This is a genomic window from Blautia sp. CAG:237, from assembly GCF_000436615.1.
Classification (GTDB): domain Bacteria; phylum Bacillota; class Clostridia; order Lachnospirales; family Lachnospiraceae; genus Blautia_A; species Blautia_A intestinihominis.
On sequence record NZ_FR886727.1, the window covers coordinates 21,441 to 34,586 of the forward strand.

Consider the following 13,146-nt stretch of genomic DNA (forward strand, 5'->3'; position numbering starts at 1 on the left):
CTATGATAATAAACAAAGAGTGATTGCAGAAGCCGTATGCTGAACAGCAATCCGATAAACGAGGAGGAAATGAAAATGACAGTAGAAGCATTAAGAAAAGACATGGTAGCAGCCATGAAAGCAAAGGATAAAACAACCAAGGAAGCAGTATCCGCTCTGATCTCCGCAGCCAAAAAAGCAGCCATCGACGAAGGATGCCGTGATGATATTCCGGAAGCGCTGGTTGACCGCGTGATCCTCAAAGAATTAAAGACAGTCAAAGAACAGCTCGATACCTGCCCGGAAAGCCGTGAGGACCTTCGTGCAGAATACCAGGCAAGATACGATGTAATCGCAAAATACGCACCACAGCAGATGAGCGCAGAAGAGATCAAGACTTATCTGGAAGAGAAATTCGCAGAAGTTCTCGCAACCAAGAACAAAGGCCAGATCATGAAAGCTGTCATGGGCGACCTCAAAGGTAAAGCAGACGGCAAACTCATCAACCAGGTAGTAGCAGAGTTCTGCAAATAAAACACGGAATAAACAGACCGGAAACTGTCAGGTAAGAAATCCTGTAGTTCCCGGTCTGTTTGTATAAAGAAACTTCTGCCTGTAAAAAATAAAAATACTCCAATGCCATCTCTGTCATCGGAGTATGAAAGTTCTTTATTTCCGCGCGCCGCACTTCGAAATGTTCCCATGGACGTTACCTCTACAGTTAACTCGGCCCAGGCACCCTCACGGCACACAAGAGGTTCTGCTTAGTGCTGCTGCATTCCTGCCCTGACACGGTTCACAGAGTCCTGTTGCGTAAGACCCAGACGTCAACGCCACTTATAAAGGGCTGCTCCACAAGATACAAGCCTCAGATTGGCATCACCCCTGCTGTAGCGGATTGCAGGTACAGGGCACCGCTATCTCCCCGGCTGCGCGGAATTTAAGTATAAACGATTTTTGTATACTTGTCAAGAGGGGGCAAAGTATTATATAATAGAAATCAAATTGCAGATGTTTTTTGATACAGATTTTTAAACGACTGCAAAATCTACTTTGCGTAGAAAACAATACGCAGTGAGGAGGACAATTCTATGATCAAGAGAATCGGAATGTTGACAAGCGGCGGCGACTGCCAGGCTTTAAATGCAACCATGCGAGGTGTTGTAAAGGCTCTGTCCAATACAGTGGACGACCTGGAAGTTTACGGCTTTGACGATGGATATAAAGGACTCATCTACGGCAAATACCGTATGCTGACCGTGAAGGATTTCTCCGGTATCCTGACAAGAGGCGGCACGATCCTCGGTACATCCCGTCAGCCATTCAAACTGATGCGCGTGCCGGATGAGAAGGGCCTTGACAAAGTAGAGGCTATGAAACAGACCTACTACAAACTCTGCCTGGACTGCCTCGTTATCCTTGGAGGAAACGGAACACAGAAAACAGCCAATCTGTTAAGAGAAGAAGGTCTCAACATCATCCATCTTCCGAAGACGATCGATAATGATATCTATGGCACAGATATGACTTTTGGATTCCAGAGTGCAGTAAATATCGCTACCAACGCGATCGACTGCATCCACACAACAGCAACTTCTCATGGCCGCGTATTTATCGTGGAGATCATGGGACACAAGGTTGGAAGCCTGACACTCCATGCCGGAATCGCAGGCGGCGCAGATATCATCCTGATCCCTGAGATCCCATATGATATCAAGAAAGTATGCTCCGCGATCGAGAAACGTAACAAAGAAGGCAAGCGTTTCACGATCCTCGCAGTAGCCGAGGGTGCGATCTCCAAGGAGGACGCAGAACTTCCTAAGAAGAAATACAAAGAAAAACTCGAAGCAAGAGCCAAGAAATACCCGTCAGTTTCCTACGAGATCGCAGATCAGATTAATCAGGTCATCGGAAGCGAAGTACGTGTCACTGTTCCGGGACACATTCAGCGAGGCGGCGAGCCGTGCCCGTATGACCGCGTTCTTTCTACAAGGATCGGTGCAGGTGCAGCAGAGGCCATTCTGGATGAGGAATACGGCATCATGATCGGTATCATCAATGGCAAGATCAAGAGAGTTCCGCTTGCAGAATGCGCTGGCAAACTCAAGATGGTTTCTCCGAAAGACCAGATCGTCAAAGCAGCCAAACAGATCGGTATCAGCTTCGGAGACTGAGACTAAACAATAACTGCCGCCGCGGGAGTTTTCCTGCGGCGGCTTAATGCCCGGGGATATTGACGGGAAACTGCCCGCCCGGGCAGGAAAAGGAGTACAATTATGAGTTATACTGCCCTGTACCGGAAGTTCAGGCCTGATAATTTTGCTGATGTCAAGGGGCAGGACCACATTGTGACAACGCTGACGAATCAGATCAATGCCAACCGCATCGGACACGCATATCTTTTCTGCGGAACGAGAGGTACCGGTAAGACGACTGTAGCGAAGATCCTCGCCAAAGCAGTCAACTGTCAGCATCCGGTCAATGGAAGCCCCTGTAATGAATGCGAGATGTGCAAAGCGATCCAGGCAGGAACTTCGATGAATGTGATCGAGATCGATGCGGCATCCAACAACGGTGTTGACAACATCCGTGAGATCCGGGAGGAAGTAACTTACCGCCCGACGGAGGGCAATTACAAGGTGTACATCATCGATGAGGTGCATATGCTTTCTACGGGAGCTTTTAATGCACTGCTCAAGACTCTGGAGGAGCCGCCGTCCTATGTCATCTTTATTCTGGCGACGACGGAGGCGCACAAGATCCCGATCACGATCCTTTCCAGATGTCAGAGATATGATTTCCACAGGATCTCGATCGACACGATCGCAGCCCGCCTGACAGAACTTCTTAAGGCAGAGGGCGTAGAGGCAGAGGAAAAAGCCGTCCGTTATGTGGCAAAAGCCGGCGACGGTTCCATGCGAGATGCGCTGAGTCTTCTGGATCAGTGTATTGCCTTTTATCTTGGTCAGACGCTCACCTATGACAAAGTCCTGGAAGTCCTGGGAGCCGTGGACACAGAAGTTTTCAGCAAACTTCTGCGAAAAGTCCTCGCAGGAGATGTGACCGCTGCGATCCGTAGCCTGGAGGAACTGATCGTAGGAGGAAGGGAACTGAGCCAGTTTGTAGGAGATTTTACCTGGTACATGCGAAACCTTCTCCTGGTCAAAACTTCCGACAATCCGGAAGAAGCGATCGACGTCTCATCTGAGAACCTCAAACTTCTCAAAGAAGAGAGTGAAATGACGGATATCGATACTCTGATGAGATACATCCGTATCTTTTCGGAACTTTCAAACCAGATCCGTTTCGCAACACAGAAACGAGTTCTGGTGGAGATCGCGCTGATCAAGCTCTGCCGTCCGGCAATGGAGACAAATCTGGATTCTGTCCTTGACCGTATCCGTGTGCTGGAACAGAGGATCGATGAGCGTCCGGTGCAGCAGGTCGTTGTCCAGAGTGCGGGAGCATCCGTACAGGAAGCAGCCCCGATCCCGGCAGCACCACCGCAGAAAGCCGCCCCGGAGGATCTGCAAAAGATCGTATCCGGCTGGAAGGTGATCGTCGGTCAGACGACGGCAGCTTTTAAGCAGGCACTTCTGCAGTCAATCCCGAAATACAACGGAGAGACAGGCGAGCCGATACTGTATGTAGAGTTCCAGACACCGCTCGGCAGGCTTTATCCGGATGATTCCGAGGCAAAGCAGGAACTTCAGGCGATCATTGAGAAGCAGCTTGGTAAGAGCGTCGAACTTCATATGCTTGTCGCAGAGGATCATCAGCAGACAAACCTGACACAGATCACGGTGGATCAGGCGATCCGCCAGAACATCCATATGGATGTACAGATAGAGGAAGAGCCAGGCTCATCCCTGGAGGAGTAAAGAATAAAAATTTTAAGTTAATGGAGGATTTACAATCATGGCAAAACGTGGAGGATTCCCGGGCATGGGTATGCCTGGAAACATGAACAACTTAATGAAACAGGCGCAGAAAATGCAGCGTCAGATGGAAGAAAACCAGAAAGCATTAGAAGAAAAAGAATTCACAGCAACCGCAGGCGGCGGAGCAGTAGAAGTAACCATTTCCGGTAAACGTGAAGTGACCAAAGTCAAACTTGACGAAGAAGTAGTAGATCCGGATGACATCGAAATGCTTGAAGACCTGATCGTAGCAGCTACAAACGAAGCTCTGCGCAAAGTCGAAGAAGAATCTACAGCAGTAATGTCCAAACTCACAGGAGGACTTGGTGGCTTAGGCGGAGGACTTCCTTTCTGATGGAATATTACAGCACACACATCAATAAGCTGATCGAGCAGCTGTCCCACCTTCCGGGAATCGGACCGAAATCCGCCCAGCGTCTGGCTTTTCATATCATGAATATGCCGAAGGACCAGGTAGGGCAGCTTACCTCATCCATCACAGAAGCAAGGGCAAAAGTTCGCTACTGCAAAAACTGCTGTACTCTGACCGATCAGGAACTCTGCCCGATCTGTGCAAATCCCAAGAGAGATGCAAGCACGATCATGGTCGTGGAGAACACCAGAGACCTTGCTGCCTATGAAAAAACCGGCAAATACGACGGTGTGTACCATGTACTTCACGGTGCGATCTCCCCGATGCTCGGCATCGGACCGGACGACATCCGTCTCAAGGAACTGATGCAGAGACTGCAGAAAGACGTAAAAGAAGTCATCATTGCGACAAATTCCAGCCTGGAAGGTGAGACAACGGCGATGTACATCAGCAAACTGATCAAACCGACCGGGATCAAAGTCACCAGGATCGCCAGCGGCGTGCCGGTAGGCGGAGATCTGGAATACATTGACGAAGTGACCCTGCTCCGTGCGCTGGAAGGCAGAGTCCAGCTTTGACAGATTTTCAGACAAAAAGCAGAAAGAGGTGACAGGCTTTGGCTAGAAAGAAGGCAACTTCTTCCCAGGTGGCAGAAAGGGCAGGGGTTTCCCAGGCCACTGTATCGATGATCCTCAATCGCAGAAATAATGTTTCTTTTTCGGAAGAAACGATAGAGAAGGTAGAGCGTGCCGCCAGAGAACTGGGGTACGAGCTGCCTCACCGCAAGCACAAAAACAATGGCAGGAAAGAAAAACTGATCGTTGTTTTTTGTCCTACTCTTACCAGTCCTTACTATGTCCTTCTGCTTCAGGGTATTGAATCTGTAGCAAACGAGAAGGGCTACGGCGTTTTTATCTGCAATACGCAGAGAGATGCCAGACTGGAAGAGCGGTATCTGAGGATGATCGGAAACATAGAACCACAGGGAATCATTTATACCTGCAATCCAAATCCGGATTTTCAGAAGAGAGTGGAGGAACTGGCACGCAGGATTCCTCTGGTTATCATCAGCAACAAAGAAAAGACGATCACCGTAGACGCGATCAATCAGGACAACACTATGGTAGGCAGGCTGATGGCACGCCACCTCCTGGACCTGGGACACAGAGATGTGGCGTTTATCACACCGCCCCTGACAAGGAGACAGTGGCAGCGTTCCAGGAGGATTGACGGTTTTGTCAAGGAATACGAGAAGGAAGGGCTTGGAGGACATGTCCTCATCAAAGCAGCCGATGAGTCGATCGACCGCAGGATGCCCCGTATGGATTCTGAATATTCCATGGGCTATCAGCTTACGATGGAACTTCTCAAAGAACAGCGCAAGTTTACCGCGATCGCCGGTCAGAATGACATGATGGCGATCGGTGCGATCGATGCGCTGGAGGAATCCCGGATCCGTGTTCCGAAGGATGTGTCCGTGATCGGCTGCGATGATATTTTTTATTCAGGGATCCGCAGGCTTTCGCTGACGACGATCGACCACTTTGTTGCCCTCAAAGGCAGAGATGCCTGTGATATCATCATAAGAAAGATCACGACAAATGATCAGTTTTATACAGGGCTTCAGCCAACGAGTGTTTATAACATCGAATACACACCGAAGCTGATCGTCCGCAAGACAACTGCATACGCGAGAACGACAGATGAGAAAGATAAAAAATAAAATAAATATATTGGGCTGAAATTATTATTAATAATTTAAAATCCCCTTCGGGAAACGATCAAAAAAACCATAAAATGTACTTGGATTTATACAAAATCCATTTGATTTTCACTCGAAGTTATTAATAAAATGCGAATTTATTAATAAAAAAATTATTAATAATTTTTGCCCGCCTTGACCTCAAAAAACTATCTGCTATAATGAAATCATCAAAGCGATGCTATTCAAAAACAGCAGAATTCAGGAGGAATCAATCATGAAATTTTTTATCGACACAGCCAATGTAGAAGACATCCGTAAAGCAAATGACATGGGAATCATCTGTGGTGTTACCACAAATCCGTCCCTGATCGCAAAAGAAGGAAGAGACTTCAACGAAGTGATCAAAGAGATCACATCTATCGTTGACGGACCGATCAGCGGTGAAGTTAAAGCTACCACAACAGACGCAGAAGGAATGATTGCAGAAGGACGTGAGATCGCAAAGATCCATCCGAACATGGTAGTTAAGATCCCTATGACAGTAGAAGGACTGAAAGCAGTCAAAGTTCTTTCCAAAGAAGGAATCAAAACAAACGTTACTCTGATCTTCACAGCTAACCAGGCTTTACTTGCTGCAAGAGCAGGTGCTACCTATGTATCTCCGTTCCTTGGAAGACTTGATGATATTTCCACAGACGGACTTCCGCTGATCCGTCAGATCGTTGAGATGTTCGAAGTAGCAGGAATCACAACAGAGATCATCTGTGCAAGCGTTCGTCATCCAATCCATGTAACAGAGTGTGCTCTTGCTGGTGCAGACATCGCAACAGTTCCATACAAAGTTCTTGAGCAGATGACAAAACATCCTCTGACAGACGCTGGAATCGAGAAGTTCCAGAAAGACTACAAAGCAGTATTTGGTGAATAATATAAAGTTACTGTTCACCCCGTTCACAGTAACTTGGTCAAAATCCATTCCAAATCACCTTCGGTGATGGCATTTTGCCCTGTATGTCTCGGGATTTTGCCATATTCATGGAAAAACACCCTGTGAACAGTAACAATATAACAATACATATCGCTTGACGAATGCTGGAATTGGTTGTAGCATGAGTCTGTTGTAAACTAATAAAAGGAGAAATAATCATGGAGAAATTAGAGCTTCAGAAGATTGCGAACGAAGTCCGCAAAGACATCGTGACCGCAGTTCATGCTGCAAAAGCCGGCCATCCGGGCGGATCTTTATCAGCAGCAGATTTATTCACATACCTGTATTTTCAGGAAATGAACATCGATCCGAAGGATCCTAAGAAAGCTGACAGAGACCGTTTCGTACTGTCCAAAGGACATACAGCACCGGGACTTTACTCTGCACTTGCTGAGAGAGGATATTTCCCGAAAGAAGACCTTAAGACACTTCGTCATCTCGGATCTTATCTGCAGGGACATCCGGATATGAAACACATCCCGGGTGTTGATATGACAAGTGGATCTCTTGGACAGGGAATCTCCGCAGCAGTAGGAATGGCACTTTCCGCAAAACTGAGCGATGAATCTTACAGAGTATATACACTTCTTGGTGATGGCGAGATCCAGGAAGGTCAGGTTTGGGAGGCAGCTATGTTTGCCGGATTCCGCAAACTGGACAACCTGGTAGTGATCGTGGACAACAACGGACTTCAGATCGACGGTAAAGTTGACGAAGTATGCTCTCCATACCCGATCGACAAGAAATTCGAAGCATTTAATTTCCATGTGATCAACGTTGCAGATGGAAATGACATGGATCAGCTCAAAGCTGCATTCGATGAAGCAAAAGCAACCAAAGGAATGCCGACTGCGATCATCATGAAGACAGTCAAAGGTAAAGGCGTATCCTTCATGGAAAACCAGGCCGGATGGCATGGCAAAGCTCCGAATGACGAGCAGTATGCACAGGCAATGGAAGATCTGGAGAAAGTAGGTGAAGCATTATGTCAGAAGTAAAGAAAATCGCTACAAGAGCAAGCTACGGCGCAGCTCTGGTGGAACTTGGTAAAGAACATGAGGGTCTTGTTGTTCTGGACGCTGACCTTGCTGCAGCTACTCAGACAGGAATGTTCAAGAAAGAATTTCCAGAGCGTCACATCGACTGCGGTATCGCAGAGTGCAACATGGTAGGAATCGCTGCAGGTCTTGCAGCTACAGGTAAGGTTCCGTTTGCCAGCACATTTGCTATGTTTGCAGCAGGACGTGCTTACGAGCAGATCCGTAACTCCGTAGGATATCCGCATCTGAATGTCAAGATCGGTGCAACTCATGGTGGAATCTCCGTTGGTGAAGACGGTGCAACACATCAGTGCTGCGAGGATTTCGCTCTTATGAGAGTTGTTCCTGGCATGGTAGTTATGTCCCCGGCAGATGATATCGAAGCAAAAGCTATGGTAAAAGCTGCTTATGAATACGAGGGACCAGTTTATATGAGATTCGGTCGTCTGGCAGTGCCGGTGATCAACGACAACCCGGATTACAAATTTGAGATGGGTAAAGGTATCGTTCTCCGTGAGGGTAAGGACGTTACGATCGTTGCAAACGGCCTCTGCGTAGCAGCTTCCCTTGAAGCAGCAGAGAAACTGGCAGCAGACGGAATCGAAGCCAAAGTTATCAATATCCACACGATCAAACCTCTTGACGAAGACCTGATTGTTGCAGCAGCAAAAGAAACCGGCAAAGTTGTCACAGTAGAAGAACATTCTATCATTGGCGGACTTGGCGGCGCTGTATGCGAATGCCTTGCAGAGAAAGCTCCTGTACCGGTAAAACGTATCGGTGTCAACGACAGATTCGGTGAATCCGGACCGGCAGTTGCTCTTCTTGAGAAATATGGTCTGGATGGAGAAGGTATCTACAAACAGGTCAAAGAATTCGTCTAAGATCTGAGATCTGTTACAGGAATCATTTCGAGGATTCCCTGAACGATCGTGTCCGCGAGGAAAACGACCGTAGACAGGCGAGTCGTCTGGAGCGTGAGCTGTTCAAGCACACCGGAGACATTGACGATCCCTGTAATATGAATATGGCCGACTGACGGCAGCTGTTTATGAATTGCGGCACCTGGGTAAAGTGCACCATTTGCGATGGTCACATAACCCAGGTGCTTTTTTTGTCCCAGAGAAGCGTCTATAGCAACGATCAGAGCCTCTGGATGACGTTTTCGGATGAAGGAATACATGGCAGTGAGGTTCAGGGCGTGAACGGGTTGAAAAAGCGTTCCGTAGACTGTGAAATCTGGTGTGGAACAACTGCTTAATTTCTGACCGACAAAAGGTCCGAGACAGTCACCTGTAACCCTGTCTGTTCCAATGCAGAGAAAGACAAGTTCCGACCACTTTTCCTGGTGATCGAGAATACACTGTTTCAAAGTGTGAGAGATCCGAAGTACCGAATCCCTCTGACTGGCATTAATATAAAAAGTCATAAGAAAATCCTCATAATTTATTTTTGATCTGAGATTCCGGCTATATTTTCCTGTTTCATTGTATCCCGGTTCGTTCTGAATTATGCAGATGCAGAATCTGTCGTTAAATTTTGAGAAAAGGCTCTTATATTATGCCAAAATCCGCGGTTTGGATATGCTATCCTGATGCCTGAAGGGGTGATAGGATATGATAGAAGTCATTTATAAGGATGAGAAACAGGAGGTAAATGACGGAGAAACAGGGTGGAACCTGCCGAAGAATATACGTCAGATCGGACTTGCCGGGGAGAATTACAGGATCTATATAGAGGATTATGTCTATACATTCCTGCACAGGGCGGCACAGGCGAAGTGCCAGCAAGAAGAGGACAGTGGTATTCTGGCAGTTTTTCTCGGAGAGAACCGGTGGCAGTCCGGAACGGGGTATACATTTATCAGGGGAGCACTTCTGGCAGATGCCGGGGAGATCACAGAAGAACATATCGAGATCACGCAGAATATGTGGCAGAAGATCCACGAAGAACAGGAGAAATATTTTGAAGGGCAGGAGATCGTAGGATGGTTTCTGGCAAGGCAGTCATTGCCGATGGTGGTTTCTGAATTGATTGGGAAGGTGCACAGGAACCAGTTCGGCGGTGAGAAGATCCTGATGCTTATGGATACGGCAGAACAGGAAGAAGCTTTTTTTCGATACGAAAATAATTTCCTGGTGAGACAGAGTGGATATTATATCTATTATGAAAAAAATACCCAGATGCAGAATTACATGCTGGAAAAGAATCCTGAGATCCAGGAAGAGTCACAGGAAACCGTTCAGGATGATGCTGTCAGGGCATTTCGATCACTGATTCAGAAAAAGAAGAAAGAAGAACCTGAGGAAACAGAAGAGAAGACTTCTGTTTTTTCTTATGCGGCGACGGCGTGTATCGTGCTGGCACTTGCAGTGGTCGGTGTGCGCTTTTACCGGAATTATCAGGTGGGGCAGAACATTGAGGGAGAGACAAGGACTGCTTCTGCGGATATCATGCAGGAGACGGAGATTACACAGATTCCTGCCGCGTCTGTGCAGCAGGTGACACCGACTTCCTGGGCGGAGTTGACAGAAAGTCCGAAGATAACGCCGACAGCAGAGCCGACGCTCATTCCAACTGTTACGATCAGCGCAGAAGAGGCGCAGATCTACAAGGAAGAATCTGATACCAGGAAAGCACAGCGGCGGATCCAGCAGAAGAAGCAGAATGAAGAAGAGAGCACAGGACAGGATAACTCAGGTCAGGCCAGTTCAGATCAGGACAGCGAGACAACATCTGCAATGCAGACACGGGGCTCTTATACGATCCGTCCGGGAGATACTTTGTACCAGATCAGCATCGAAAATTATGGAACCATGGACAAAGTTGCTGACATCTGCCGCGCAAACGGTATTTCTGAGAACGAGATCATTTATCCGGGACAAATAATTGTATTGCCCTGAAAAGTTTGCTATAATCGGCATGTAACACAAAATAAATGATCACATAAGGCAAGGGTTAAAATGTTGAATATCCTAAAGAATCTGAAAAGAAAACGAAAAAAGAAGAATTCATTTGTGCACCGTGGTACGGTGATTACGATAGGTGTGATCGCGGCTGTGGCGGCACTTGTTTATTTTTATGTAGAGAAACGAAGCTATCATGATTATGAGATCCTTCAGACGAGCGAACAGGAGGACGTGGTTTCTACAGGCTATGAGGAGATGGCAAATGGAATTCTGCGCTACAGTCCGGATGGAGCTTCTCTGGTGAATAGCAGCATGGAGGCATACTGGAGTGTTCTGTATGAGATGAAGAACCCTGTTGCGGACATTAAGGGTGACAGAGCTGTTGTCGCAGATCAGGACGGCACATTGATCGAGATCTTTGACAAGGATGGTGAGACAGGAAGTGTGACGACATCTTATAATATTGTCAAGGCGAGGGTTTCCTCACAGGGAATGGTTGCTGCTATTCTTGATGGCGGGGATGCTACCTGGATCAATTTCTACAGTTCCGATGGTACGCTGATCGCAGAAAACCAGACACATGTTGCTGATCCGGGATATCCGATGGATGTGGCGATTTCGGACAACAGCGAGATCATGATGGTGACATATCAGTTTGTTGAGGGAAGCCAGACGACAAGTTATGTAGCCTTTTATAACTTTGGCGATGTGGGACAGAGTGAAGATGACCATATCGTAAGCGGCTATACTTATGAGGGCGTTGTGATCCCGCAGGTGGAATATATTGACGCAACCAGATCTGTGGCACTCAAGGACAATGGATTCACGACTTATTCTGGAGCCCAGATCCCGAAGGAAGGCACAACAGTAGAAGTTAAGAAAGAAATCGTAAGCACATTTTTTGATGAAAATACGATCGGCCTTGTATTCAAGAGCGGAAACAAAGACAAACAGTACAAAATGCAGGTATACAGCATAGATGGAACTCTCCGCTTCGAGAAGGAATTCAATGTTCCATATACAACGATCAAGATGAGTGATGGATGTATTCTTATGTACAACAGTTCTCAGATCTGCGTCATGAACAGCCGTGGAGTAGAACGTTATAATGGAACCATTGACGGTACAATCAACAACTTCTTCAAGATCGGCTGGAATAAGTACATGCTTGTGCTGGACAACGGTGTCAATGTGATAAAACTTAAATAAGGAGCAGCAGATGAATGTGACATGGCTTGGAATTGTTGTTTTGGCCATATTGATATTATGTGTATGGAGAGGATACAGTCGGGGATTTATCAAAGAAATCGTTTCTTTTTTCTTTGTGTTCCTTTCGCTTTCTCTTGCATGGGCGATCAATCCATATATAAATGAATTTCTCATGCAGAAAACACCAATCTATAATACGATACAGGAAACCTGTGCAAATTTCGTGCAGAGCCAGGGCGAAGAAAAAGCAGAATACGAGACGGACAGCACAGGAGACCTCATCGACGGTCTGAAACTTCCGGATCTCCTCAGAAAAAATCTCGAAGAGAACAATAATGCGGAAACATATGCGGCACTTTCCGTAGATACCATGACAGAATATGTTTCAGGATATCTTGCGAGGACAGTTATCAATGGTCTGTCCTATGTACTGGCATATATTTTATCTACGATCATGATCCGGCTTATCGTGTATGTCCTGAATCTGATCGCAGGACTTCCGGTTCTCAAAACAGCAAATAAACTGACCGGAGGCGCAGTAGGATTCCTCAAGGGAATCGTATTTATATGGATCGCATTTCTGGTACTGACTGTGTTATGCAGCACCGAAATAGGAAAAACAGCCCTCGAATTGATCGAAAAAGATACCTTATTGAGTACTCTTTATCAATATGACCCGTTAGTTCGAATTTTTTCAAAAATTTTATAAAAAACGCTTGACGTATAAAAACAACGATGATATACTTAAATCCGCTTCGAGATGAGGCGGATTTTTTCTGGGTTTTATGAAGTAGATGCGAAATAAAAACAGAAAAAACTTAAAAAAGTTCTTGACATTCAGAAATGAATGCGATAGAATAAACGAGTTGCTGATGAGCAACGAAATCACAAAAGTTCATCAAAAAGTTTTGAAAAAAACTTAAAAAAGTTCTTGACAAACGAAAATGAACGTGATAAACTAAATGAGCTGTCGAAAGAGAGCGAAACATAAAGAACCTTGATAACTAAACAGTGAAACACATA

Annotated in this window: 13 protein-coding genes and 1 other RNA gene; 12 read left to right on the forward strand and 2 right to left on the reverse strand. The window is 46.4% G+C overall.

Annotated elements, in window-relative coordinates:
- The first annotated feature begins 75 nt into the window (after positions 1-75).
- The gene (locus tag QZL69_RS06615; protein ID WP_022214437.1) at positions 76-513 is read left to right on the forward strand and encodes a GatB/YqeY domain-containing protein; all 438 of its coding nucleotides are present in this window, start codon (positions 76-78) and stop codon (positions 511-513) included.
- Between the two features lie 141 nt (positions 514-654).
- Here the strand turns inward: QZL69_RS06615 and ffs are convergent.
- An RNA gene (gene ffs, locus QZL69_RS06620) (signal recognition particle sRNA large type) lies at positions 655-916 on the reverse strand.
- Between the two features lie 154 nt (positions 917-1,070).
- Here ffs and QZL69_RS06625 point away from each other — a divergent pair.
- From QZL69_RS06625 to QZL69_RS06660, 8 genes are all read left to right on the forward strand, one after another.
- On the forward strand, positions 1,071-2,153 hold the full coding sequence (locus tag QZL69_RS06625; protein WP_022214438.1) for a 6-phosphofructokinase: 1,083 nt from the start codon (positions 1,071-1,073) through the stop codon (positions 2,151-2,153).
- A 102-nt stretch (positions 2,154-2,255) separates the two neighbouring features.
- Positions 2,256-3,860 (forward strand): DNA polymerase III subunit gamma/tau, encoded by a 1,605-nt coding sequence (gene dnaX / locus QZL69_RS06630; RefSeq protein WP_022214439.1) that lies wholly within the window; start codon positions 2,256-2,258, stop codon positions 3,858-3,860.
- Positions 3,861-3,897: 37 nt separating this feature from the next.
- Entirely contained in the window at positions 3,898-4,254 is a 357-nt protein-coding gene (locus QZL69_RS06635) for a YbaB/EbfC family nucleoid-associated protein (protein WP_022214440.1), read from the forward strand.
- The gene (recR, locus tag QZL69_RS06640) at positions 4,254-4,850 is read left to right on the forward strand and encodes a recombination mediator RecR (RefSeq protein WP_022214441.1); all 597 of its coding nucleotides are present in this window, start codon (positions 4,254-4,256) and stop codon (positions 4,848-4,850) included. Before QZL69_RS06635 ends, recR begins: the two co-directional genes overlap by 1 nt.
- 38 nt (positions 4,851-4,888) lie before the next feature.
- On the forward strand, positions 4,889-5,995 hold the full coding sequence (locus QZL69_RS06645; protein ID WP_022214442.1) for a LacI family DNA-binding transcriptional regulator: 1,107 nt from the start codon (positions 4,889-4,891) through the stop codon (positions 5,993-5,995).
- Between the two features lie 256 nt (positions 5,996-6,251).
- On the forward strand, positions 6,252-6,905 hold the full coding sequence (gene fsa, locus QZL69_RS06650; protein WP_022214443.1) for a fructose-6-phosphate aldolase: 654 nt from the start codon (positions 6,252-6,254) through the stop codon (positions 6,903-6,905).
- Positions 6,906-7,123: 218 nt separating this feature from the next.
- The gene (locus QZL69_RS06655) at positions 7,124-7,963 is read left to right on the forward strand and encodes a transketolase (RefSeq protein ID WP_022214444.1); all 840 of its coding nucleotides are present in this window, start codon (positions 7,124-7,126) and stop codon (positions 7,961-7,963) included.
- A complete protein-coding gene (locus QZL69_RS06660; RefSeq protein WP_022214445.1) occupies positions 7,951-8,889 on the forward strand; it encodes a transketolase family protein in 939 nt (312 codons plus the stop codon). Before QZL69_RS06655 ends, QZL69_RS06660 begins: the two co-directional genes overlap by 13 nt.
- Here QZL69_RS06660 and yyaC read toward each other — a convergent pair.
- The gene (gene yyaC / locus QZL69_RS06665; protein WP_022214446.1) at positions 8,886-9,434 is read right to left on the reverse strand and encodes a spore protease YyaC; all 549 of its coding nucleotides are present in this window, start codon (positions 9,432-9,434) and stop codon (positions 8,886-8,888) included. The genes QZL69_RS06660 and yyaC overlap by 4 nt on opposite strands.
- Positions 9,435-9,621: 187 nt before the next feature.
- Between yyaC and QZL69_RS06670 the strand changes: the two genes are divergently transcribed.
- The 3 genes from QZL69_RS06670 to QZL69_RS06680 all read left to right on the forward strand — a co-directional run bounded on the left by QZL69_RS06670 (position 9,622) and on the right by QZL69_RS06680 (position 12,832).
- Positions 9,622-10,908 (forward strand): LysM peptidoglycan-binding domain-containing protein, encoded by a 1,287-nt coding sequence (locus QZL69_RS06670; protein WP_022214447.1) that lies wholly within the window; start codon positions 9,622-9,624, stop codon positions 10,906-10,908.
- 114 nt (positions 10,909-11,022) lie between these two features.
- Entirely contained in the window at positions 11,023-12,123 is a 1,101-nt protein-coding gene (locus QZL69_RS06675) for a DUF5711 family protein (protein ID WP_243002354.1), read from the forward strand.
- Between the two features lie 10 nt (positions 12,124-12,133).
- A complete protein-coding gene (locus QZL69_RS06680; RefSeq protein ID WP_022214449.1) occupies positions 12,134-12,832 on the forward strand; it encodes a CvpA family protein in 699 nt (232 codons plus the stop codon).
- Positions 12,833-13,146 lie beyond the last annotated feature (314 nt).